At 50.7% G+C, this 23,484-nt stretch carries 20 protein-coding genes; 11 read left to right on the top strand and 9 right to left on the bottom strand.

Annotation, left to right across the window (positions count from 1 at the left end; genetic code table 11):
* Positions 1–83 precede the first annotated feature (83 nt).
* Positions 84–1,199 (top strand): cyclopropane fatty acyl phospholipid synthase, encoded by a 1,116-nt coding sequence (gene cfa / locus CWE23_RS10245; RefSeq protein ID WP_126820202.1) that lies wholly within the window; start codon positions 84–86, stop codon positions 1,197–1,199.
* Between the two features lie 3 nt (positions 1,200–1,202).
* On the opposite strand, the gene CWE23_RS10240 is transcribed toward cfa, so the two are convergent.
* Positions 1,203–2,246 (bottom strand): AI-2E family transporter, encoded by a 1,044-nt coding sequence (locus tag CWE23_RS10240; protein ID WP_126820201.1) that lies wholly within the window; start codon positions 2,244–2,246, stop codon positions 1,203–1,205.
* A 123-nt stretch (positions 2,247–2,369) separates the two neighbouring features.
* Between CWE23_RS10240 and CWE23_RS10235 the strand changes: the two genes are divergently transcribed.
* From CWE23_RS10235 to CWE23_RS10225, 3 genes are all read left to right on the top strand, one after another.
* Complete coding sequence (locus tag CWE23_RS10235) at positions 2,370–4,058, top strand: EAL domain-containing protein (RefSeq protein ID WP_126820200.1); 1,689 nt, start codon at positions 2,370–2,372, stop codon at positions 4,056–4,058.
* Positions 4,055–6,274 (top strand): GGDEF domain-containing phosphodiesterase, encoded by a 2,220-nt coding sequence (locus tag CWE23_RS10230; protein WP_198678835.1) that lies wholly within the window; start codon positions 4,055–4,057, stop codon positions 6,272–6,274. The genes CWE23_RS10235 and CWE23_RS10230 overlap by 4 nt, the downstream gene beginning before the upstream one ends.
* 63 nt (positions 6,275–6,337) lie before the next feature.
* Positions 6,338–6,640, top strand: a complete 303-nt coding sequence (locus CWE23_RS10225; protein ID WP_126820198.1) for an ArsR/SmtB family transcription factor — start codon at positions 6,338–6,340, stop codon at positions 6,638–6,640.
* Positions 6,641–6,792: 152 nt separating this feature from the next.
* Here CWE23_RS10225 and CWE23_RS10215 read toward each other — a convergent pair whose 3' ends face one another.
* On the bottom strand, positions 6,793–7,362 hold the full coding sequence (locus CWE23_RS10215; protein ID WP_126820197.1) for a gamma-glutamylcyclotransferase: 570 nt from the start codon (positions 7,360–7,362) through the stop codon (positions 6,793–6,795).
* Positions 7,363–7,380: 18 nt separating this feature from the next.
* Complete coding sequence (locus tag CWE23_RS10210; RefSeq protein WP_241970616.1) at positions 7,381–8,946, bottom strand: methyl-accepting chemotaxis protein; 1,566 nt, start codon at positions 8,944–8,946, stop codon at positions 7,381–7,383.
* 167 nt (positions 8,947–9,113) lie between these two features.
* On the opposite strand from CWE23_RS10210, the gene CWE23_RS10205 reads away from it, so the two are divergent.
* From CWE23_RS10205 to yghU, 5 genes are read left to right on the top strand one after another with little or no spacing between them, the layout of a single operon-like run.
* Complete coding sequence (locus CWE23_RS10205) at positions 9,114–9,608, top strand: Mpo1 family 2-hydroxy fatty acid dioxygenase (RefSeq protein ID WP_105307233.1); 495 nt, start codon at positions 9,114–9,116, stop codon at positions 9,606–9,608.
* Entirely contained in the window at positions 9,605–10,861 is a 1,257-nt protein-coding gene (locus CWE23_RS10200; protein WP_126820196.1) for a mechanosensitive ion channel family protein, read from the top strand. Before CWE23_RS10205 ends, CWE23_RS10200 begins: the two co-directional genes overlap by 4 nt.
* A 47-nt stretch (positions 10,862–10,908) precedes the next feature.
* On the top strand, positions 10,909–11,718 hold the full coding sequence (locus CWE23_RS10195; protein WP_126820195.1) for an alpha/beta hydrolase family protein: 810 nt from the start codon (positions 10,909–10,911) through the stop codon (positions 11,716–11,718).
* A gap of 2 nt (positions 11,719–11,720) precedes the next feature.
* Entirely contained in the window at positions 11,721–12,962 is a 1,242-nt protein-coding gene (gene kynU / locus CWE23_RS10190; protein WP_126820287.1) for a kynureninase, read from the top strand.
* A gap of 16 nt (positions 12,963–12,978) precedes the next feature.
* Positions 12,979–13,815, top strand: coding sequence for a glutathione-dependent disulfide-bond oxidoreductase (gene yghU / locus CWE23_RS10185; protein ID WP_105307236.1), 837 nt, complete (start codon positions 12,979–12,981; stop codon positions 13,813–13,815).
* On the opposite strand, the gene CWE23_RS10180 is transcribed toward yghU, so the two are convergent.
* The 3 genes from CWE23_RS10180 to CWE23_RS10170 all read right to left on the bottom strand — a co-directional run bounded on the left by CWE23_RS10180 (position 13,812) and on the right by CWE23_RS10170 (position 16,237).
* The gene (locus CWE23_RS10180; RefSeq protein ID WP_187346269.1) at positions 13,812–14,564 is read right to left on the bottom strand and encodes a sulfite exporter TauE/SafE family protein; all 753 of its coding nucleotides are present in this window, start codon (positions 14,562–14,564) and stop codon (positions 13,812–13,814) included. The two genes, yghU and CWE23_RS10180, sit on opposite strands and share 4 nt — an antisense overlap.
* A gap of 127 nt (positions 14,565–14,691) precedes the next feature.
* Positions 14,692–15,321, bottom strand: coding sequence for a peroxiredoxin (locus tag CWE23_RS10175; protein ID WP_126820194.1), 630 nt, complete (start codon positions 15,319–15,321; stop codon positions 14,692–14,694).
* A gap of 19 nt (positions 15,322–15,340) precedes the next feature.
* Positions 15,341–16,237, bottom strand: coding sequence for an MBL fold metallo-hydrolase (locus CWE23_RS10170; RefSeq protein ID WP_126820193.1), 897 nt, complete (start codon positions 16,235–16,237; stop codon positions 15,341–15,343).
* 268 nt (positions 16,238–16,505) lie between these two features.
* On the opposite strand from CWE23_RS10170, the gene CWE23_RS10165 reads away from it, so the two are divergent.
* Both CWE23_RS10165 and CWE23_RS10160 read left to right on the top strand, forming a co-directional pair.
* Complete coding sequence (locus CWE23_RS10165; protein WP_198678834.1) at positions 16,506–17,384, top strand: MBL fold metallo-hydrolase; 879 nt, start codon at positions 16,506–16,508, stop codon at positions 17,382–17,384.
* A gap of 11 nt (positions 17,385–17,395) precedes the next feature.
* Positions 17,396–19,141 carry a bifunctional protein tyrosine phosphatase family protein/NAD(P)/FAD-dependent oxidoreductase gene (locus tag CWE23_RS10160; protein ID WP_126820192.1) on the top strand — a complete coding sequence of 582 codons (1,746 nt, stop codon included), beginning with the start codon at positions 17,396–17,398 and terminating at the stop codon, positions 19,139–19,141.
* A 54-nt stretch (positions 19,142–19,195) separates the two neighbouring features.
* Here the strand turns inward: CWE23_RS10160 and CWE23_RS10155 are convergent, their stop codons facing one another.
* From CWE23_RS10155 to cydB, 3 genes are read right to left on the bottom strand one after another with little or no spacing between them, the layout of a single operon-like run.
* A complete protein-coding gene (locus CWE23_RS10155) occupies positions 19,196–20,833 on the bottom strand; it encodes an amino acid ABC transporter ATP-binding/permease protein (RefSeq protein ID WP_126820191.1) in 1,638 nt (545 codons plus the stop codon).
* Positions 20,830–22,461, bottom strand: a complete 1,632-nt coding sequence (locus CWE23_RS10150; RefSeq protein ID WP_126820190.1) for an ABC transporter ATP-binding protein/permease — start codon at positions 22,459–22,461, stop codon at positions 20,830–20,832. Before CWE23_RS10150 ends, CWE23_RS10155 begins: the two co-directional genes overlap by 4 nt.
* Positions 22,462–22,470: 9 nt before the next feature.
* Positions 22,471–23,478 carry a cytochrome d ubiquinol oxidase subunit II gene (gene cydB, locus CWE23_RS10145; RefSeq protein WP_105307242.1) on the bottom strand — a complete coding sequence of 336 codons (1,008 nt, stop codon included), beginning with the start codon at positions 23,476–23,478 and terminating at the stop codon, positions 22,471–22,473.
* Between the last annotated feature and the right edge of the window lie 6 nt (positions 23,479–23,484).

The following is a 23,484-nucleotide window of genomic DNA, read 5'->3' as shown; positions in this document are numbered from 1 at the left end:
CGCGGTTAAGAGGTCCATCCGTTGCCAGTTTAAGCGCATCCTGTTAGCGTAAAAAAAGCTGTTGAGCAGAAAATGAGGACCTTATGGCAACGTCAAAAGCGTACGTCGAAGAACTGCTGTCCCGTGCCGACATTCGTATTAACGGCGACCGTGCGTGGGATATGCAAGTGCATGATGACAGTGTGTTTGATCAAGCCTTATCGCGTGGAAACTTAGGGTTGGGCGAGTCCTATATGGCAGGCCATTGGGATGCTCCGGCGCTGGATCAGTTTTTCCATCGTCTGCTGCGCTCCGGCATTCAGCATGAAGTGAACCCGGCTCGGCTTATCTTTCACTCCCTGAAGGCACGTATGTTTAATCTGCAGGATAGCCGTCGTGCCTGGGAGGTCGGCCAACATCATTATGATATTGGTAACCATCTGTATCAAAAAATGCTCGATGAACGGATGGTGTACACCTGCGGCTACTGGCGCCATGCCAGTAATCTCGATGAAGCACAGCGCAACAAGCTCGAACTGAGCTGCCAAAAGCTGGGACTGGAACCCGGCATGAGAGTGCTTGATATCGGCTGTGGCTGGGGCAGTTTCATGCAGTATGCGGCAGAAAACTACGGCGTTGAGTGCGTCGGCGTGACCATATCGAAAGAGCAGGTCGCGCTGGGTAAAAAGCGCTGTGAGGGGTTGCCGGTTGAATTTCGCCTACAGGACTACCGCGACCTGGATGAGTCCTTTGACCGCATCATCAGCCTCGGCATGTTCGAACACGTCGGCCGGAAAAACTACGACGACTACATGACGGTCGCCAGACGTTGCTTAACCGATAACGGCTTGTTTCTGTTGCATACCATTGGCAAAAACGTTTCGGATACAGCCGCTGATCCCTGGATCAGCCGTTATATTTTCCCTAACGGCGAGATCCCCTCAATTTCACAAATTGGTTCGGCATTGGAAGAACGTTTTGTCTGCGAAGATCTGCATAATTTTGGTGCCGATTACGATAAGACGCTGATGGCTTGGTTTGCCAATTTTGATCACGCCTGGCCAGAATTGAAGTCGGGCTTTGACCGTTCGTTTTATCGCATGTGGAAATATTATTTGTTGTCCTGCGCCGGTGCGTTTCGTGCCCGCGACATACAACTCTGGCAATGGGTGCTGTCACGAGAAGGGCTCGAAGGCGGCTACCAGCGGCCCTTCTATTAGAAATCAGTCGATATTGAATTCGCGCATGAAAATATTCCAGAACGCCATAAACAGGGCTGCTACCAGCGGCCCGATAACAAACCCGGTAATACCAAACAGGGCCAGCCCACCCAAGGTTGAGAACAACACGATGTAATCCGGCAACTTGGTATCACGACCAACCAACAGGGGTCGCAAAATATTATCCGCCAGGCCGATAACTATCGCTCCAAAGGCGATCAACACAAGACCTTCCCAAATGCTTCCGGTCGCGAGCAAATAAACCGCAACCGGTAACCAGACAATACCAGCTCCAACCGCTGGTATCAGGGATAAAAAGGCCATGACTACGCCCCAGAGCAGTGCTCCAGGAATGCCAAGAATAGCAAAGATAATACCGCCCAACGCCCCCTGAACCATCGCCACGACAATGTTGCCTTTAACGGTAGCTCGGGTGACTTCTGCGAACTTACCGAATAGCTCTCGCTCGCGCTGGTCGCCGAGCGGCAAAGCCCGCACCATCAGGTTAATCAGCAAATGCCCATCGCGCAGTAAAAAGAAAACCAGATATACCATCAGCGCAACACCGACGACAAAGCTAAAGGTGTTTTGCCCTACCGTCAGAGCTTGCTCAGCGAGTGTGCGACTCGCGGTAACCGCAAACTCTGAAATTTTCTGGCGCAAGTTATCCATTTCGATACCGAGCGTCTCGAGCAAATCGGGAATAAATGGAAAGGCGGTTTCAATTTGCTGCAAAAACTCACCGGGGCGGATTTCGCCGGAATCAACCTTCTGATAAAACTGTACGCCTTCCTGGATAAACGAGTAGGCAATACCGAGCACCGGAATCACTACAATCACGACCGCGATGGTTAAGGTTAACAGCGCATTTCGGTTCGGTTTATCACCTAAGCTCTGCTGTAACTTGCGTTGTAACGGGTAAAAAATCACCGCCACCGCGCAAGCCCAGAAAATCGACATCCAAAAGGGTTTTAACACCCATAGGAAAGCGACGCTGACGAGCAGCAACAGAAGAAGAAATGATCGCGTTTCCAGCTTGTCTTTCATTAAAGTTTCCTTTAAAACGTACGTTATTATTCTAAATGCTTGACACAGAGTAGTTTACTTCTCACTCTGTGTGCACAACTAAATAACAATAAACAGCGGCAGCTAACAACTCAAGACGCAATAATGGCAAAAATAGACGACCCATACAGCTTTGCGGCCTGGTGCCGTGAGAGTCTTGCTGACTTTACCAAGCTTAATGCCGAGAAACAGGTATTTTTCGGATTTGTGTTGGCTATTTTTATTGCCGCCATTATTAAAGTGATTGATGTTACCGGGGGGCTGCCGAGTGTTTACGAACACTTTATCTACTTACCGCTGTTTTTTGCCGGTTTATTGTTGGGCCCCCGTATTGGCGCTTTGGGGGGCTTCGTCTGTGGGCTTGCGCTGAGTCCTTTGTCACTGCCGGACGACGCCATTGCTGACTCCGAAATTGGGGTTGGCTGGCTGGTCAGGCTGTTAATTTTAACGCTGTTGCCGACCATTGCCGGACTGATTGCTAATTCAGTTCGCGAGTTGGTGGCGATGGAGAAAAAAGCCAAGCACACCTATCAAGGCACTGAACTGCCCAATATGGCCGCTTTTGTCGAACAGCTTAAGCAAATCGGTGCTGACGAGGGCGGCAATGCCAATGATCTGGTTGATATTTTCAACTTTAAACTGCAGAACCTTGAGCGCATCCAGCATCAAATTGGTACCGAGCGCACCGAAAAATTAATGCGCCAGTTGGCCGAGCAGCTAAAAAAGATGATTGGTGACTCGGCGCATATCGGCCAGACCTCACAAAACGAACTGGTTGGTGTCAGTACCGACACCAAACAAAGCCACCAGGAGCTTGAAGAAAAATTAAAGAAACTGTTGCAGCGTCCTATCGTCATTGACGGGGTTTCTTACAATCTTGACAGCGCAACAGGTGTACTACGTACCAATAAAGGAAACATTAAAGAACGTGCCGAGGAAGTGGTTGAACAGGCACAGCACCACGCGTTCGAAGCCCGTGAACAAAAGAAATCGTTCTCGTTTTTAGAGGATGACGACGCCATCAATTCAATTTCAGACGCCTCTTTCTCGCGTCAACTCACGGATGCCATTGAGCGGAACGACATCAAGCTATACTATCAACCCCGCTTAAACGCCAATACCGGTTACTTCTCGGTGCTCGAGGTCGTCGTGAAGTGGACTGACCCTAAACGCGGAGATATGAGTCCGGACGACTTTAGGCCGTTAATTGAAGAAGCGGCTTTGACAGAACAGTTTACCTGCTGGATGGTCAAAAAAGCCTTTGAAGATATCCGCTACTGGCACAAAAACGAATTTGTGGTGCGCGTTTCATTGCACATTACCTTAAACGACGTAATCGAACCGGGTGTGTTAAACGTCGTTGCCCGAGAATTACAGGATTCAAAATTCCCGGCGCGGGACTTCAGTTTGGAGGTCAGTGAAAAAGCACTGATGCGAATATCCGACAAAGCGAAACGATACCTGGAGAAACTTCGTAGTATTGGCGTTAATGTTATTGCGGATCATTTTGGTGAAGGCGCATCAACCATACAGTCTTTGTTTGTACTGCCCGTTGATGCGGTAAAACTCTCTGAAGATTTGGTGAGAAAAGCCACCTCTAACAGCGATAAAAAACGTGCTTTATTGTCGATGGTCAAGATGGCGCGTTCACGGGGCTTAAAAACCATAGCAACCGGGGTGGATGATCGCAGTAAACTGTTATTATTAAGACAAATTGGTTGCGAAGAGCTACAGGGATCAATTCTCAGTAAGCCGCAATCCAAAGACGATATTCCATGGGCAAGGATTCGATGAACCAAAACAGCATGAAGCGCAAGCAGTGGTACCAGCGGGCAACGATACGCAGCGTCATTATGTACGTCGTACTGATGGTGGTGATCGAGCTGGGTATGTACGCTGTTTCTAAGTTCGGCGGTTTGTCCGAAGCCAATGCGCGACAACTGGATGCCGCGCAGCCGTGGGTCGTTTTAGCGCTGTCGGTGTTGTTCCTGTGGTTTTATACCCGCGCCATTGTTAAGCAATATCGTAAGCCGACTGACCTTCTGAGTGAATACCTTGCCAATAGCGCTACGATTCATTTCGAACTGCGCCGGGTAGAGAACGACTTTCGCGTGCACTGGGTGAGTCAGAACGCCGAAAAGTTGCTCGGTTATTCGCTTGACGAAATAAAAAGTGTCAACTGGTGGTACAACAATCTGCATCCGGCTGATCGATCCAGCGTCGTCAAAAAAGCGCTGCGTGGGCTTGATGAGCCCGAATTTGTCTACGAGTACCGCTTCCGCCACGCCGATGGCCATTACATCTGGATACGCGATCAATTGCGCCACGACGATCCTTCCGGCAAACGTATTCGCGGCTCATGGATTAATATTTCAAATGATTTTAGCGTTCCCGATGACAGCCTGTACACCGATGCCATGCATCACGTAAAAGTGGGCCTGGCAGAGTTAACAGAACATCGCAAACTGAACGTCGTCGACGATATCTTTGCGTCAATTATCGGGCTATCCGCGGAGGAAGCTCAGAATCTGCGCCTGGAAGATATCCTGACGCCAATCAGTGACAACATTAGCGGTGGTCACTTTCCAACCAACGAAGCCATTGAGGTGATTGGCAGACGCCCTGACCAGTCGCGCTTTAAAGCGCAATTACTGATCCGCCCTTGCCCCCGCAACGAGCAGGTTATTGCCTGTCTAGCGGATATTTCGTTGGTCGAGCAGCAACGTCAAGCGCTGCATAACGCCGCCTTTTTTGACGAGCTCAGTGGCCTGCCTAACCTGCGCAGCCTGCACTTACATTTCAAGTCGTTGATTGATGAGTTGCCCGAGGATCGCCTGGCCGCGCTGATAACGGTGAACATCAACCAGTTTCATCACATCAATCATCGGTATGGCTCGCTCGTTGGTGATAAGACCTTACAGCGGGTCGCTAAGCGGATCAAAGCCGCCTTGCCCTTTGGAAGTAAGCTCTATGCCGCCGGCGGTGACGAGTTTGTTGTGCTGATCAACAACATCACCGAATACATTGACATACAGGTTATCACGGACAACATTCTCCGGGTCTTTCGTGATAAATTTATCATCGATAACAACGCTCAGTTTTATTTAACCTGTAGCTCTGGCTCCAGTATCTATCCGTTAGATGGCTATGACAGCGATCAGTTGCTAGCGCAGGCGCGTTCAGCGATGATCCGATCTCGTACAGAAGGTACAACCATTTCTGCTGGTAGCCAGCCGCAAAGCGCACAGCCATCACATTTCCATTTACAGTTGGCCGAAGACATCAAGTCCACGACCTTGCACCAGGAGCTGGAAGTTTACTATCAGCCGATCTTCAATGACGCCAAAAACATTATTGGTGCCGAGGCCTTGTTACGCTGGAACCATCCGGAGTTCGGATTATTAAGTCCGGCGCTGTTTTTACACCATGCGGAAGAGGCTGAGAAACTGGCAGACATCGGTTTATGGGTGCTGGATGAAGTCGTGCTGCAATTGAATAAGTGGATCGCAAATAACTCACCGCTGAATTATGTGTCCATTAACCTGTCGGCGCCTCAATTAACCTCGACCTGGATTCACAAGCTCAGAGAACATTATGACCGTGACCCGGGACTGGTCACGCACTTAGGCATTGAACTGTCAGAGTCCGTTTTGAACGAGCCGGACTTGCAAGTGCAGAACGCCATCAAAGCACTTTCCGAACTTGGCTTAGACATCATCATTGACGATTTTGGTACCGGTTTTGCCAGCTTAACCTATTTAGCCGAGTATCCCATTGACCAGATTAAAATCGACCGTCGCTTCATTGCCAATCTGGTCAGCAGTGAAAAGACGCAACGTATCGTCGAGTCAATGATGACCTTTGCACGAGCCGCTGGCGTCGAAGTTGTCGCGGAAGGCGTGGAAAGCGAAGAGCAGTTTGAACTTATCCGAAAGATGGGCTGTCTTAAATGGCAGGGCCATTTGATTCATCCCGCAAAACCTGTCGATGAGCTGAATGAACTCGACTAGCATCCTCGAATTGATTCAACATGATCATAGTATAAGTCAGTACCTTAAGAGATTACGTAAATTATGAACCCGGAAGTAATGAGAGCGTCATCCGCTCAGGCAGCACGTGTCATGCAGTTGCTGTCGCACCCCGATAGATTGCTCATTCTATGTCTGCTGAGCCAGGGCGAGTTCACAGTGGGCGAAATCGAGCAACAGTTGGAGTTACACCAGCCAATGCTGTCACAGCATCTCAATCGTTTACGGCAACAGGAACTGGTTACCACCCGCCGGGAAGGTAAGTACATCCACTACAAATTGGCCGACGAACGAACCATTAAAATCATGAATTTGCTTTATAACCTCTATTGTCCGACCGATGAATAGCGATAACAAAGCCCGTGACCGGGTCTATCAGGTTTCCAGTAACCGACAACGGGCCTCTCATAAATTACGTTACGTCGAGGCGTCAGCACCGGCTGACGGCGACTGCCGGTTGTGTGTTGGGTCCGTCGCGGACAAGTCTGCGACCGATGATGCTATGAAGAAAGTAACGGCAACAAGTGATGGCGAATCTTCTCAACGTGAGGATCAATAACGCCCAACTCCCGCAAGCCGTCTGCCAATTTTAACAAGTATTCCGAATTTTTCCCGCTCGGGCCCTCTGACTCCGCAATATGCTTGGCGATTACGGCTTCATCCGCTGGCCCCAAAAATGCCGCATTATCTTCTGTCGCAATATAAACCAGTCCTTGTTGCTGTTCACCATTGGCAAAAGTCAGCGGCGTGAAAAACCGTAAATAGCCGTTCTTCTCGCGATGGTCGAGATGTTCAAACACATCTGGGCTGACACGGTAGGCCATCCCCGTACAGCGCTCCCCGGGAGTCTCAATTAAGGTTAATACTCGCCCCGGCCGTTCGGGGGTGCCACGGTGATCGTGCGAGCCTTGCCAAAAGCGGCGGCTCCAGCCTTCGATGTAGGCCGGTCGGCGCTCCACGAATGGGAAGTCCACTTTATAAATTAACGAGCCATAACCGAACAACCATACCGACTGGTGCTGGCTCAAGTCTTGTCGTTGTTTATTAATTGCTGAGGTATCGTGAGGCATATGGCTTACTACAATGATTTAGGCTGGCCTATAGCCTACCCGAAAACCACCCCAATGTTTACCTTTCACCCAAATAGGAACCGATAAGTCATGCATCACTTCGCCGGTGTCCCGCTTGTACGTTTGTAAAAGCAATTTCTCGGTATGTGCACCGCAGCGAGATCCCGTTGCATCGTTGAATAAGCGGCGCGAACGATTACCGACCAAATCCCTCTGCGCATCGCCGGTTAACGGCTGATTAAAGCGATCGTTGTGGCGGGCAACGTAACCATTGGGATCGGTCGCAATTGCATAAACAATATCCGGGTTCTTTTCCAGTAAGGGTTCCTGAAGTTTCGGCAACACCGCATCGAGAAATTGGGTAGCGCGCGTATCGAACTTCTCCGGCACCACACCCTTCACCGGCTGATAGCGCCGGTCAAACAGGTCATCGAGACTGATTTCGTGCTGCTCCACTGCCGCTTCCAGTCGCGACGCTATGGCATCAGCGGTATCTCTGGCCAACCGATAAATTTCACCATGCTCCGTTGCATCGGTATCGCTGACCAGTAATGCAAACAATTGTTCGGATTGCTGTTCCAACTGCTTGGACTTAAGTTCAACCTGAGCCAACTTGTCTTTACGTGCACTCAGGTCATCCAGCGTTTGCCGAATATCCTGCGCATTGGTGTCCATTAACTGCTGATTGTTAACCGACAGTTCGGCCATGCGTTCGACCTGCTCCGCTACATTTGCCGATTGTTGCGCTAGGGTTTGCAACTGCTCTGATAAGCCATTACTGCTTTGCGCCTGCTCATCGACATCGTCAGAAAGTGTATGGATGCTACTCACGGCATGCGCAATGCGTTCCCGGATAGAGCCCACTAAATCGGTTACTTCTATGGTGGCTTTTGAGGTCCTGCCTGCCAGTTGTCGCACCTCATCAGCAACGACCGCGAAACCACGTCCGTGTTCGCCTGCACGAGCCGATTCAATGGACGCATTAAGCGCCAGTAAGTTGGTCTGGTCGGCAATTCCATCAATCACATCGGTGACTTTTACGATCTCATCAGCGGTCGTCTGCAGTTGATTCAGGGTATCTGCCGCAGCCCTGTTTTGCTCGACGATACGGGCAATACCGGCTACAAGCTGATCGATGGCGACCTTGCCCTGCTCGCTAATCGACTTGGTCTGTTCTGTATTCGCTGCCACATCTTCTGTGGTCACTTTTATTTCGGCCGCTTGTTGCTTGACCTTGTCCGAATCCTCAGCCGTCGACTCAAGCCGTTGGATGGTTGCTCCGATGACACGATTTAAGTCACTTATCGCATAACTGAGCTCTGCCGTTGCTATCGCATTACTGCCGGCATTTTCAGTGACATGCTGTAAGGTCGCGGTTTGTTCGTCCAGTGCAGGTTCTGTTGCCGTCGTCATGGGTATCGATGATGTCTTTCGTGCACACCAAAAACTCGTCCAGCCGACCACTAAAAAGAGCAACGGCAGCAGTACCACCGTTACCATCAGATGATTCAACCACAACAGCTGTACTAACGACACGGCTAGTGCGGCAATACCTACGATCCATGCAATTAACGCGTTATTCACCCGACCTACTCCCAGACCAACATACGTTATGCTCCGATACACAATGTGCGCTAAAAAACACAAAAGTAAACTTAGACCTTGGTCGACTGAGGTGCAATAATTGACACATAACACAGGACGTTGCAATCTTTACACAACGCTATCCCGAACCGCATGGAGCAAACCTCATGAGCAGCAAAACCGTTGCTGAACACCTTGCCCAATACGGCGACTATCACCGTGACCGCCGCAATGTATTGACGCATCTTATCGGCATTCCGATGATTGTTGTCGCGCTAATTACACTGCTTAGCCGCCCCGAATTTGCCGTTGCCTATTTACTGCTGACACCGGCCAATTTGGTTGTTTTTGCAGCCGTCATTTTTTATATCCGCCTGGATATCAAGCTAGGCCTGTTAATGACCGTACTGCTGTGGCTATGCCTTAGCCTAGGCCGCGACATAGCCGCACTCAGCACAACAGCATGGCTGGCCTGGGGCATTGGCCTGTTTGTCGTAGGTTGGGTATTTCAGTTTATCGGCCACTACTTTGAAGGTCGTAAACCGGCGTTTGTGGACGACATTATGGGCTTAGCTATTGGTCCTTTGTTTGTCGTGGCCGAAGTCGTTTTTATGCTAGGTTTGCGCCAAGATCTGAAAAAGGCGGTTGAGCAACAACGATGAATTATCCGCAATGGTTTACTGACTGGGCCAATCAACATAACTGGGCCTACACCGCCACCGCACTGACGATCCTTATCGTAGCGGTGTGGTTTTCACAATTAGTCACTAAGCACATTTTACTGCGCGGCATCGCCCGGCTGTTGTCTCGTACCGAACTGGGCAGTGACCCCAGTGTAGGACTTAAGTTAATTGTCGGTCGAATCGCTCAGGTGGTGCCGGCACTGGTGTTATCAGCCGGCATCGCTTATGTGCCGGACATACCCGACACTCTGGTCAGCATTATTCGCAACGTCGCCATTGCCTACATTGTGCTGACGTTAGCACGAGCCTTTAGTGCGGCCATGACCAGTGCTAATGAAATTTACATGCGTCGCCCCGACTCACACCTTAAGCCGATTAAAGGCTATTTGCAGATTGCGCAGATCGTCGTCTACGTTATCGCAGCGGTACTGATCATCGCGGCCCTCATCGATAAGTCACCCGTTATTCTGCTCTCCGGTATTGGTGCCATGGGTGCCGTCACGCTGTTGGTGTTTCAAGATACCATTTTGTCTTTTGTCGCCAGCATTCAGCTTTCTTCCAATGACATGATCCGAGTCGGCGACTGGATCGAAATGCCACAACTTAATGCCGATGGCGAAGTCATCGATATGGCATTGCATACGGTGCGGGTACAAAACTGGGACAAAACCATCACCACCATTCCCACCAAGCGCCTGATTTCAGATTCTTTTAAAAACTGGCGCGGCATGCAGGACAGTGGCGGGCGCCGCATTAAGCGTTCGCTGTTTATCGATCAAACCAGTATCGATTTTCTTTCCGAAGCGCAAATACAATCACTGAAAAAACTGTCGTTGTTAGGTGATTACCTGGACTCAAAACAGGCTGAAATTGACGACTGGAACCGAGCGCTGATCGCGCAAGGCAAAGATCCCATGAACACGCGTCAGTTAACCAACATCGGGACCTTTCGAGCCTATGTCCTCAATTACCTGAAACACCATCCCAAGATCCATCAAGGTATGACGCTGATGGTGCGCCAGCTAAGCCCGACACCTCAGGGGCTACCGCTGGAAGTCTATTGTTTTACCAATGATATCCGTTGGGAGGTCTATGAAGGCATTCAGTCGGATTTATTTGACCACTTGTATGCTGTGTTATCCCGCTTTGATTTACACGTGTTCCAGGAGACCAGCGGCCAGGATATTCGTGCTTCAATTGCGGCATTGAGTGGCTCCGGGATTGAGCGATAAAGTGGTTACTTGTATAGTTTACCTATTGCAACTAACCGATAACGACCATGCACAAGTTACGTAATACGATATTCTGGGCGGCGATGGCGCTCGGCTCGACGGCGGTCAACGCCCAGCAAAACGTCAGCTTTGCCGAGGTTTTGGCACACCCTAGTCAGGAACCGGATAGCACACTAAGTTATGGCCAATCCGCGCAGCAACGCATTGACGTGTGGCTGAACGAAAACGCCTATACCGATGTCTTCTTTATTCACGGCGGTTGCTGGCTGTCTCAGTATGATGTGCAGCATGCTCGCGCTTTTGCCAGCGCTCTGCAACAACAAGGGCATCAGGTGTTTGCCATTGAGTATCGGCGTACCGGAGCAACCGGTGGCGGCTGGCCACAAACCTATGACGATATTCGCCAAGGCTTCGCACAATGGTTAGAACAACGCGACAGCAATCGCCCATTAATTGTCGCAGGCCACTCTGCCGGCGGCCATTTGGCATTATTACTGGGCGCTGAGTCGGATTACCGTAACCAGATTGACGCCGTTATCGGTTTGGCAGCCATCACCGATATCCGTGAGTACGCAACGGGCGATAACAGCTGCGAACGCGTTACTGTCGACTTTATGGGAGGCACCGCCGAGCAGCTACCGGACGCCTACGCAGCGGCCAACCCGTCAACCAAACAGGCACATCCCAACACCCTGTTACTGCAGGGTGATAACGACGCGATTGTACATTACCGATACGCACACAAACTCAAGGATGCCCAGCCGAACGTACTGCCGGATGCCGGTCATTTTGACTGGTTACACCCTCAAACCCCGGCGTTTAAACAGCTTCTGGATATCCTGCAGGAACACCACTGATGATAGTTGTCGACGATATTAAAACGCTCGATCAGAACGATCCACTGACGAGCTACAAGGCCCAATTTGCTTTGCCTGACGAGGTTATTTACCTTGATGGAAACTCACTGGGTGCGCTGCCCAAACGAGTATCCGAACGGATGGAGGAAACCACCCGACAGCAATGGGGACAAGACCTCATTAGCAGTTGGAACAAACATCAATGGGTCACACTGCCACAGCGCGTCGGGGCCAAAATTGCGCCATTGATTGGCGCTAACGCTGAGGAAGTGGTGTGTTGTGATTCTATCTCGGTAAATTTGTTCAAATTACTGGCTGCCGCCATCACCTTTAATGGCACTCACGTTCGCAACCGTATCGTTTCCAGTCACGATAATTTCCCCACCGATTTATACATCGCTCAAGGGCTGGAGACTTTGCTCGGCAGTGAGCGCTGCCAATTTGTCGATGTTGCGGAAGATGAGCTGATGCATGCCATCGACGACCAAACCGCCGTGGTGATGGTTACCGAAGTTAACTTCCGCAGCGGCAAGCGACTGGATATTGCTGCGTTAGCCCAAAAGGCCCATCAGCACGGCGCATTAATTTTGGTCGATTTGGCGCACAGTGCCGGAGTAATGCCTATTCACCTCAATCAATGGCGGGTCGATATGGCCGTCGGCTGTACCTACAAGTACCTCAACGGCGGTCCGGGCGCACCGGCGTTTTTGTATGTTCGCAGCGACTTACTGGGTAACTTACAACAACCTGTCGCCGGTTGGTTTGGTCACAGCAATCCTTTCGCTTTCGCTGCCGACTACACACCAGACCAAGGCATTAAACAATTTCTCGCCGGCACGCCATCGGTGATATCGATGGCCGCAGTCGACGCCTCACTGGAGTTATTTAGCGATCTTGATATGGAACAAGTGCGTACCAAAAGTATGCAACTCACCCAAGTGTTTCATGAGTTAATCGAACAAACAGGACTCACCAAGACGCTGACATTGTTGTCACCGTTGTCCGCCAACGAGCGCGGTAGTCAACTCAGCTACGCGTTCGATTACGCTTACGAATTATGTCAGGCATTGATTGCCCGCGGAGTGGTGGCGGATTTCCGAGCGCCTAACTTCATTCGCTTTGGCTTTGCCCCTTTGTACAACAGTTTCGATGATGTCTGGAAGGCCGTTGAGCTGGTACAACAGGTGATTGAATCAAAGGATTACCTGCAACCCCGTTGGGCACAACGCCAGACGGTCACTTAATACGACAGGAGGTTTTATGTCTGCCGATAACTATCAGCCACCCAAGGTATGGCAACCGGATCAGGCCAACGGTGGTAAGTTTGCCACTATCAACCGCCCAACGGCGGGCGCAACTCATGATAAGGCGTTACCCGTTGGCAAACATCCGCATCAGCTCTATTCCCTGGCAACGCCTAACGGCCAGAAAGTTACCATCCTGTTCGAAGAGCTACTCGAACTTGGTATTAGCGATGCAGAATACGATGCGTTCATCGTCGATATCATGGAAGGCGAACAGTTCAGCAGCGGCTTTGTCGAAGTCAATCCAAACTCAAAAATCCCGGCGTTACTGGACGTTTCCACGAAGCCGGCCACCCGCGTTTTTGAGTCTGGCTCAATCTTGCTTTACCTGGCCGAAAAATTTGGCCACTTCTTACCATCAGAGCCGGCCAAACGTACCGAGTGCTTAAATTGGCTCTTCTGGCAAATGGGCAGCGCCCCTATGCTTGGTGGCGGCTTCGGTCACTTCTACGCCTACGCACCGGAAAAACTGGAGTACCCAATCAATCGCTACACCATGGAAGTCAAACGACAGCTTGACGTACTCGACAAACAACTCGCTCAGCACGAATTCATCGCCGGAGATGACTACACCATTGCCGATATGGCCATTTTCCCATGGTACGGCGCGCTGGTTCTGAACGAAGTGTACGAGGCCGCCGAGTTTTTACAGACCCATACCTACAAACATGTCGTTGCCTGGGCCAACCGTATTAACGAACGCCCAGCGGTTAAACGCGGCCGCCGGGTGAATAAAGTCTGGGGCGATGAACACCAGCAGTTACGCGAGCGGCACAGTGCGGATGACTTTTAAAGCACAGATTTCGCGATAACAAAAATGCCCATGGCAACCAGGAAAACTGCAAAACCTTTTTGCAGTTTTTCTTTGGGTAATGCCCGCCCAATTTTGCTGCCAAATACCGTCCCAAAAACACCCCCGGCAATCATTAAGCCAATCACCAACCAGTCAAATTCAACGTTCTGGGACGCCATGACCGCGTAATACTTTATAAAGCCCGCCAATGACTTAATGACAATGATCAACAAGCTGGTACCAATGGCAACCGGCATCGCCAATCCGGCCAACAGCACCAGCGCGGGGACAATCAGGAAGCCACCACCAACGCCGACAAATCCGGTGATAACACCGACAACAAGCCCCTCGAGGGTCACTTTGGGATAATTCATCGCGGTGACATGATCGGGAGCTCTCGGCTTACTTCGCCACATTAATACCGCCGCCACAATCATCAGTAATGAGAACACCAGCAGTTGCCAACGACTGTCCACCAGAGTTCCCAGCCAGGCACCGCCATACGTGCCGGCCATACCGGGTAACCCAAAGGCCCAGAAGTGCTTCCAACTGACGGTTTTACGACGAATGTATGAAATCGAGCCAAACAAACTGATACCAGCCACAATGAGCAACGACGAAGCAATCGATACATCAGCCGGCATATCAACCAAGTACATTAACACCGGTACCGTCAGGATTGATCCCCCGGAACCGAACAGTCCAAGCGAAAGACCAATGATCAAAGCACCGAGAATGGCAAGCAACATGGTTACCTCATATTCCTTAATTGAATATCGTTATAACTATTTTAATTTATTTTTTCATTAAATGAAAGCGATAAAAAAGGCCGCACTGACGTCAGTCAGCGCGACCCTGTACTGCAAGTAACGCGATTTATTTGAGGTCAGTCAGACGCAAGTAAGGACGCAGTGTTTTCCAGCCTTGTGGAAACTTAACTTTGGCATCGTCGTCCGATAAGCTAGGACGAATGATCACCGGCTTACCCGGAGTCCAGTCCGCTGGGCACGCAACTTCCTGCTTGTCGGTCGTTTGCAGTGCATCAATAACACGCAAGATTTCGTCAAAGTTCCGACCGACGGTCATTGGATACGTCATGGTCAAGCGAATTTTTAGATCCGGATCGATAATATAGACCGAACGAATCGCTGCGTTGTCGTCTTCATCCGGGTGGATCATGTCGTACAATTCAGCCACTTTCTTGTCTTTGTCCGCGACAATAGGAAACTCAAGAACCGTGTTTTGCGTTTCATTAACATCTTTAATCCAGCCTAGATGCTCTTCTACGGTATCTGTAGAAAGTCCCAGAGGTTTAACGTTACGCTTAGCAAACTCCGGAGCGAGTTGCGCGGTGCGCCCCATTTCGGTCGTACACACCGGGGTATAATCCGCCGGATGACTGAAAAAGAACGTCCACGAACCTTTTGCCCATTCATGAAAGTCGATGGTGCCGGTTGTTGTCTCGATGTTAAAGTTGGGTGCAATAGTACCAATACGTAAGCTCATTTTTCATACCTCTCTGTGATTAAAACTTATTAGCCGGAATTTTGAAGTAATGCTCTCCGTCATTCTCGGCCGGGGGTAACTGCCCTGCACGCAAATTCACCTGCAGTGCATGTAACATTCTGTCGGGTAGTGCCAGAGTTGCATCACGTTCATCACGAACTGAGCGATACTGCTGCTCGCTAACACCACCGGACAAATGAATATTGCTTTGTCTATGCTGCGCCACCGTGGCTTCCCATTGCGCTTCCCGACCTTCTTTGCCATAGTCGTGACCCACAAACAGCCGGGTATCATCCGGTAAACTCAAAATACGTTGTAACGAACTCCACAAATCCTTAGATGAACCTCCCGGGAAATCCGCTCGAGAGGTACCGCTGTCCGGGTACATAAAGGTGTCGTGCACAAACGCGGCATCGCCGACAAGGTAAGTTATCGAACCCAAAGTGTGACCCGGTGACAACCACACAGTGACGTCGAGTTCACCAATTTTGAAGGTATCGCCTTCACTAAACAGATAGTCAAAATCTTTTGTCGGCTCAAATAAACCCGGTACGTTATAGTAATCACTCCATAGCTTTGCAATTTCAAAGGTTTTCTCACCAATCGCGTTGGGCGCGCCCGTCTTATCTTTGAGATAGTTGGACGCCATCAAGTGATCAGCGTGCGGGTGCGTATCCAACACCCATTCAATCGTGAGTCCGTTATCGTGTGCTAATTGCAAAACCTCGTCGGCGCTCTCAAACGAGCATCTTGCGCTACGTGGGTCAAAGTTTTGCACAACATCAACCAAGGCGGCTTTCTTCGTTGCTGGGTCAGCAACAATGTACTGCACTGATCCTGTATCAGCCTCATAAATTCCCCAAACGTCCGGCGACTGCGGACCTGTGGAAGGGCTTTTTCGAATAATGCTTGTCATCTTTGACCTCCTGGCCGTTATTGCCATTTGCAACCATCAATGTGGTTATAAGCATATAACATAATGTTTTTATCGCAAGTGATACCGCTCTGATCTGCCCCGATTACAGTAATCGATTTATACGATGAAATGTTTCGTTCTAATAGACACTTTAGTTATACTCTATTGCTATTTGATCCCTTGCCAAAATCAGAGTATGTTCTACCCATAGTTATATGCTTATTGCTTTTAGATATATAAAGAAAATGTATATTATGAGGTGTGAATTATGTCAGCAGGTATCAGCAAGCCCATCGTTACGCATTTTTTCGATGAACCAACCAACACATACAGTTATGTCGTACAGGATCCAGATTCGAAGCACTGTGCTATCGTCGACTCGGTACTGGACTTTGACTATGCCGCTGGTCGCACTAACACGACGTCGGCTGAGGCCATTTTACAGTTTATCCAGGATCATCAACTTACCGTTGACTGGATTCTGGAAACTCATGTTCATGCTGACCACCTGTCTGCAGCACCGTTTTTACAAGAAAAGACAGGCGCTAAGTTAGGTATAGGTGAACACATTAAGACCGTCCAGGAAACCTTTGGCAAAGCCTTTAATGCGGGTACCGAGTTTGCTCGTGACGGTAGTCAATTCGACCGCCTTTTTGCCGACGGTGATACCTTTACTATTGGCCATATTGAAGCCCGTGTAATGCACACCCCCGGCCATACTCCAGCGTGTTTAACCTATGTCATTGGTGACGCAGCCTTTGTCGGCGACACCCTGTTTATGCCGGACTTCGGCACCGCACGTTGTGACTTCCCCGGAGGCGACGCTCGCACGCTCTATCGTTCCATTCAAAAAGTGTTTTCATTGCCCGACCAAACACGCTTGTTTATGTGTCACGATTACAAAGCGCCGAACCGGGATGAGTATGCTTTTGAGACAACGGTCGCGGAAGAAAAGCAACACAACATCCATGTCGGTGGCGGCAAAACCGAAGAGGAGTTTGTAAAAATGCGCACCGAACGCGATGCGACATTAGATATGCCCCGGCTGATCTTGCCCTCGGTTCAGGTCAATATGCGAGCCGGTCAACTACCACCGGCAGAGGATAACCAACAGCGTTATCTCAAAATTCCGTTGAACCTATTTTAGTCGAGGCAAGCATGGAACTTCGTAAACTCAGTCCCTTTATCAGTGTGTCTCCCCAAATTTCAATTGAGGACGTTGGGGTCGCGGCTTCTCACGGATTCAAAACCATTATTTGTAACCGCCCGGACAACGAGGGCGAAGACCAGGTAAATGCCGATAAAATCGGACAAGCTGCGCAAAAAAATGGCATCGCCTTTGAATACCTACCGGTCATTTCCGGCAACATTACCGACCATGATATCCGTGCGTTTGCTGAACTGATGGCTAAGGTGAAAGGCCCGGTACTTGCCTATTGCCGCACCGGTACCCGCTCGTGCACCTTGTGGGCACTAGCAGAAGCAGGTCATTTAGCACCGCAAGCGTTACTCGATACAGCTCAACAGGCTGGCTATGATCTTTCAGGTCAACAAGCACGGTTACAGCAACGCTTTGCGCAATCTTCGCTCGTCGAGAGTGATAAGCCCGGCAATTATTCCATCAATAAACACACGGTGGTTATTGTCGGCGGTGGCGCAGGAGGACAAGCGGTTGCCGCAAGCATCCTGCAGCGCCAACCACAAACAGATATCGCTATTGTGGAACCCGCAGACGCGCATTTCTACCAACCCGGTTGGACGTTAGTTGGCGGCGGAGTATTCGAGCGCGAGCAGACCAAGCGAAAAATGCACGATGTCATGCCCAAAGCCGCAAAATGGTATCAAACCGCGGTCAGCGAATTTAGGCCCGACCAACAGCGTATCGTGTTAGAAAATGGCGATCAGCTCGCTTATCAAAGCTTGGTCGTGGCTACGGGGCTGAAGTTGGACTGGGAAGCCATTCCCGGGTTAAAAGAAAGCCTCGGACAGCACGGTGTGACCTCAAATTATCGTTTTGATCTTGCCCCATATACCTGGAAACTGGTGCAGGCAACACGCAAGGGCAACGCCATCTTTACTCAGCCTCCGATGCCAATCAAATGTGCCGGGGCGCCACAAAAGGCAATGTATTTATCCTGTGATGACTGGCGACGCAGCGGACGCTTGAACGACATTAATGTTGAATTTTGTACCGCCGGTGCCGCGCTATTTGGTGTCAAAGAGTACGTCCCTTCGCTACAGAAATATGTCGACGACTATGGTATTCAATTACGCTTTCAGCATAATCTGATTGCCGTTGACGGCCCCAATCGAAAAGCAACCTTTGCCGTAACGGACAACGACGGTAATATCACCAACGTAGAGAAATCATTCGATATGTTGCATGTATGCCCACCACAAAAGGCTCCGGATGTTATCTCGCACAGTCCGTTGGCGGATCAATCGGGCTGGGTGGACGTCAGTCCCGAAACATTACAACACAAACATTATGGCAACGTTTATGCCGTTGGTGACGTGGCAAATGCACCCAATGCGAAAACGGCGGCTGCGGTTCGAAAACAAGCGCCGGTTGTGGCTGAAAACGTGTTATCAACACTTGCCGGTAAACCGGCAATGGCGGTTTACGAAGGCTATGGTTCTTGCCCTCTCACAGTAGAGCGCGGCAAAATCGTATTAGCTGAATTTGGTTATGGCGGCAAGTTACAACCTACCTTCCCAGCCTGGCTCGTTGACGGCACCAAACCCTCGAGGCTGGCTTGGTTGTTAAAAGAAAAAATGTTGCCATGGCTCTATTGGGACGTCATGTTAAAAGGAAAAGAGTGGTTGGCAAAACCCAAACACTTAAGTCATCGCCCTGAGCCTCAAGGCGCGCCTGACGCTTGTAACTTCGAAGAAAAGAAATAACGCTTTCCCAACCCAGCGGCGGCTACTCACTCTCTCCGGTAGTCGCCGCTTTTTTTAGTAAGATGCTAACTGAATTCGTTCCCCATCAGGCACGTTCGGGCTATTCAGTTGTTGCGGCCCAATGTGGCTAATGATAAGCCAGGTTTTATCGGGATAGGCTTTCACTAAGCGCTCTAACAGACGTTTCGCCAACGGTCGTTCAAGTCCGGCAAAGGGTTCATCAAGCAGTAGAATCGGCCGATTCTGGAGCAACACCCGCGCCAGCGCCAGTCGCCGCCGTTGTCCTCCGGAAAACATAACTCCGCGGCTTCCAACCAACGTATCTAACGCTAACGGTAAGCTGCTGATCAGACTATCCAGCTCCAGCAGCTTTAAGACCTGCCAGTAATCCTGATCGCTCAGGCGTTGCCGGGACGGGTTCAGATTGGCGCGCAAGGTGTCATCAAACATTTCGCTTTGCTGGGTAAGGTAGCCAACGTGCGCATCGGTACTGGCCGCCGGTCGTAGGCTAACTGAGCCGCTATGCAGCGGTCGCCAGCCCATAATGGCTTCGGCGAGCGTGGTTTTACCGATACCGGATGCCCCCTGTATCCAATGCACCTTGCCTGCTTGCAGGTGTGCCGACACATTGTCTACCACCATCCGTCCAGCCTGCATTACACGAACCTGCTCCAGTATCAGAGCAAACTTGTTGCCCCCGGAATGCGCTGCATCCGTTGCCGGCTCCGGCTCATTTTGCCCGGCAAACCTGAGCAAGCGCTTAGCCGCTGCTAAGGTTTTTCCGTAACCACCCCATTGTGTCGGTAACTCGGTTGCCAGCTCCTGCCATGCGAATGCCGAGAGCAACAACATAATCACCTCCGCACTCATAAGCTGCCCTTGCTCGAACTCAGTAATAACCAAGCCCAGTACCAGTAAAAACAGCAACTGCGCAAAAATTTCGACCTTATACAGGCACCGGTGCTGCAGTAACAACTGCCGATTATCAAGCCGCTCTTGTCTATCAGCCTGTTGCAATAACGCCTGCTCATAGTCCGGGTAAACGTTCCAGGCCATAAGCTCGGTTATGGACTCTGTGGTATTCATGGCACTGCGCCGTAAACGCTCTGCAACGCGCAGCTGTTGTACCGCCAACGTTCGCGTTGTTGCGGCTAAGCGCACACTAAACAGCAATACCGCGAGCCAGCCGCCAATGGCGAGCACGGCTAACACCGGGTTATAAAAGCTCCAGAACAACGCCAGCAACAATGAGGCGATGGTAAACACGAGCCCCGGTAGCAGCAGCCGTAACAACAGGTTATCCAGCGCATCCAAATTACGAGTCAATTGCTGCACCGCATCCGCCACACGCAATCTTAATAAACGACCCAGCGGCTGTGCCTGCAGGCGTTTAAATAGAGCCACTCGCCAGCGAGCCTGCAAGGCAAGCACGACATCATGATTAACCAACCGCTCAACGTAGCGACTGACGGTGCGTGCTATCGCAAAGAACCGAATCCCCGCACCGGGCGAATAAATATCAAAGGCCACATACAGCGCCGCCGCAGTGATAAACCACCCTGAAAGCGACAACAGACCAATTCCGAACAGTGCCGTTGCCAAGGCCAGCAACAGGCCTAATAACAACGACCAACGAGTACCTTTTACTTGTTTTAGCCACGGCCGCAAAAACCGCCAGTCCCTTCGTATCATGCCGTCACCTCGATCACATGAGTTGCCCGCGCCAACAGTTTCGGGTCATGAGTGGCAACAATAACGGTTTTACCCGTTGCGGCTAAATCCACTAAACAGTCGCAAATGACCTCAGCAGACACGTCGTCCAGGTTCTCAGTGGGCTCGTCGGCGATGACAATCCGCCGTTCTGACAGCACGCAGCGCAGCAATGCAATGCGACGCTGTTCACCGCCGGACAGACCGCGTCCCTTTTCGCCAAGTTTAGCTGCCAGCCCTTCGGGCAAAGACCTCAGCAGATACCCCAGCCCGACTTGGCGCAAACCTGCGATGATGGTGTCGTCGCTGTGACGTTCAAACAGATTAATGTTATCGCGTAAACTGCCTGCGATCAGAAACGGCTGTTGCGCAAAGTAAGCCACTCCACGTGACATCTCCGTGGTACAAATCAGGTTGCCCTGATAGGGCATTTGCTTCAGCAATACCCTGAGCAAGGTGGTTTTTCCGCTACCGGAATGACCACTGATTGCGCAAAGGCCGCCTTTCGCTATCTCGCCGTCCCCATAAGTTATGCGTTTACCTTCGGCTAAGATGACCGATAAGTTCTGCCAGCGAAACGACAAGCCCTCAGGCAACCCCGTGTTAACGGCGGGCTGTCCATCAGAGCCAGGGGCTTGTTGTGGATCGCACAGCAGAGTTGCAGCACCAATGGCCGCGGCGCGGTCGTGATAACTTTGCGCGAATTGTCGTAACGGCGCAAAATATTCCGGCGCCAGCAACAGCACCAGTAAACCGCTGAACAACGTCAGTTCATCCGCGCCCAGCCAGTCAATGTAACCCAGTAAGCCAAAGCCAACGTACAGTGCTACCCCGGCAATTGCCACACTCGAAAAAAACTCCAACACCGCCGACGACAGAAACGCCACTTTTAGCGTCGACAGGGTGGCTTTGCGATAACCCTCGCCGGCTTCAGCGACATCTTGCAAAGCCGCATCACCGGCGTTAAATAACTTCAGCGTTATCACGTTGCGTAGCTTGTCCGTAAAGGTACGACTTAACGCAAACGTTTGCTCCGCGTGTTTTTGACTTAAACGCTCAGCGCCCATCCCGACCAACGCCATAAACAGCGGAATGATCGGGCCGGATAATAACAGCAGTACGCCAACCACAGGATTCAGTGAAAAACAGACAATTAAGATGAGTAGCGGCGAGGCAAACACCAAGTACTGCTGCACCAGATAGCGGCTAAAATACCCCTTTAATGACTCAATGGGTTCTAACTGTAGCGCTCCGTCGGCAGCCGACAGCTGCGCCCCACCATCAATTTGCCGACGCCAACGGGTAAGCAACCGCGTTCGCGCATGGTGGCTTGCCGTCTGTGTGGCCAACCGTAGGCAGGCATTTTGCAGTAGCCCGATACCCGCGCGAGCAAAACTGAACACCACCAACCAAATAAACAGGTGCAACAGAGACACCAGCCCACGCCCATGAACAAAGAGTTCATGAGCCAGCGAAGCCACGATTGCCAACTGAATAACGATGACAGCGGTTTTGATTAAGCCAAAACAAAACGCCCACATAATGGGGCGCTTTACTGTCCGCGCAAGTTGCTGCAAATAAGCGTGCGCAGACGCCGCAACTGTACTCATCGGGTATCCTTAATGATAACCTTGATCGGCCTTCACTTTGCCGCGGAACACCCAATAGGTCCATGCCGTGTAAACCAGCACGATAGGTATCACGAACAGTAAGCCAATCAGCAGGAACAACTGGGACTCATGAGCCGATGCGGCATCGGCCAGTGTATAACTTGGCGGCACCACATAAGGCCACTTGCTGGCCAACAAGCCTAAGTAAGTGAACACAAACAACGCCATCGTTGCCACAAACGGCGTGCCCTCACGGCGTTGACTGACGGAGCGGTAAATCCAGAACGCACTGGCTAAACCGAGGATCGGCAGCAGCCAGATGGGTGAAACACCGTCAAACCAGCGGTTAGCGACAAATTCATCAACAAAAGGCGTCCAAATACTGATGACGACGAAAATCAACAACACCACAGCCAATAACGGTTTCACCAGCTTATACGCCCACTGCTGCGTTGAGCCTTCTGATTTCATTATCAGCCAGGTCGCTCCCAATAAGGCATAGCCGGCCACCAGACCGATCCCGGTCAGCACCGTGAATGGTGTTAACCAATCCAGAGCACCACCAACATAGCGCATATTTTCCGTTTCGAAGCCTTGAATGTAAGCACCCACTACCGCACCCTGCGCAAAGGCAGCTACCGTTGAACCTATGGCAAATGACCAGTTCCATAGGTAACGGGAAGAATGTGCTTTAAAGCGGAACTCAAACGCCACACCGCGGAATATCAGTCCGGCGAGTAACAGAAAAACACCAATGTATAGCGCCGGCAGAAATATCGAATAAACCAGCGGAAACGCAGCCAATAACCCGGCTCCGCCGAGTACCAGCCAGGTCTCGTTGCCGTCCCAGACCGGCGCAATCGAGTTCATCATAATGTCCCGATCGTGATCGCTCGGTGCAAACATGAACAAGATACCCTGCCCCAGGTCAAAACCGTCCATCAGCACGTACATGATCACGCCAAAGGCGATGATAGCGGCCCAAATATAGGTTAAATCAAAAATCGGTTCACTCATTGCAAT

Origin of the sequence: Idiomarina aquatica (genome assembly GCF_003987185.1) — a bacterium.
Classification (GTDB): domain Bacteria; phylum Pseudomonadota; class Gammaproteobacteria; order Enterobacterales; family Alteromonadaceae; genus Idiomarina; species Idiomarina aquatica.
Note: the sequence above shows the minus strand (reverse complement) of the source record. Positions and strands in the feature narration are given on the sequence as shown.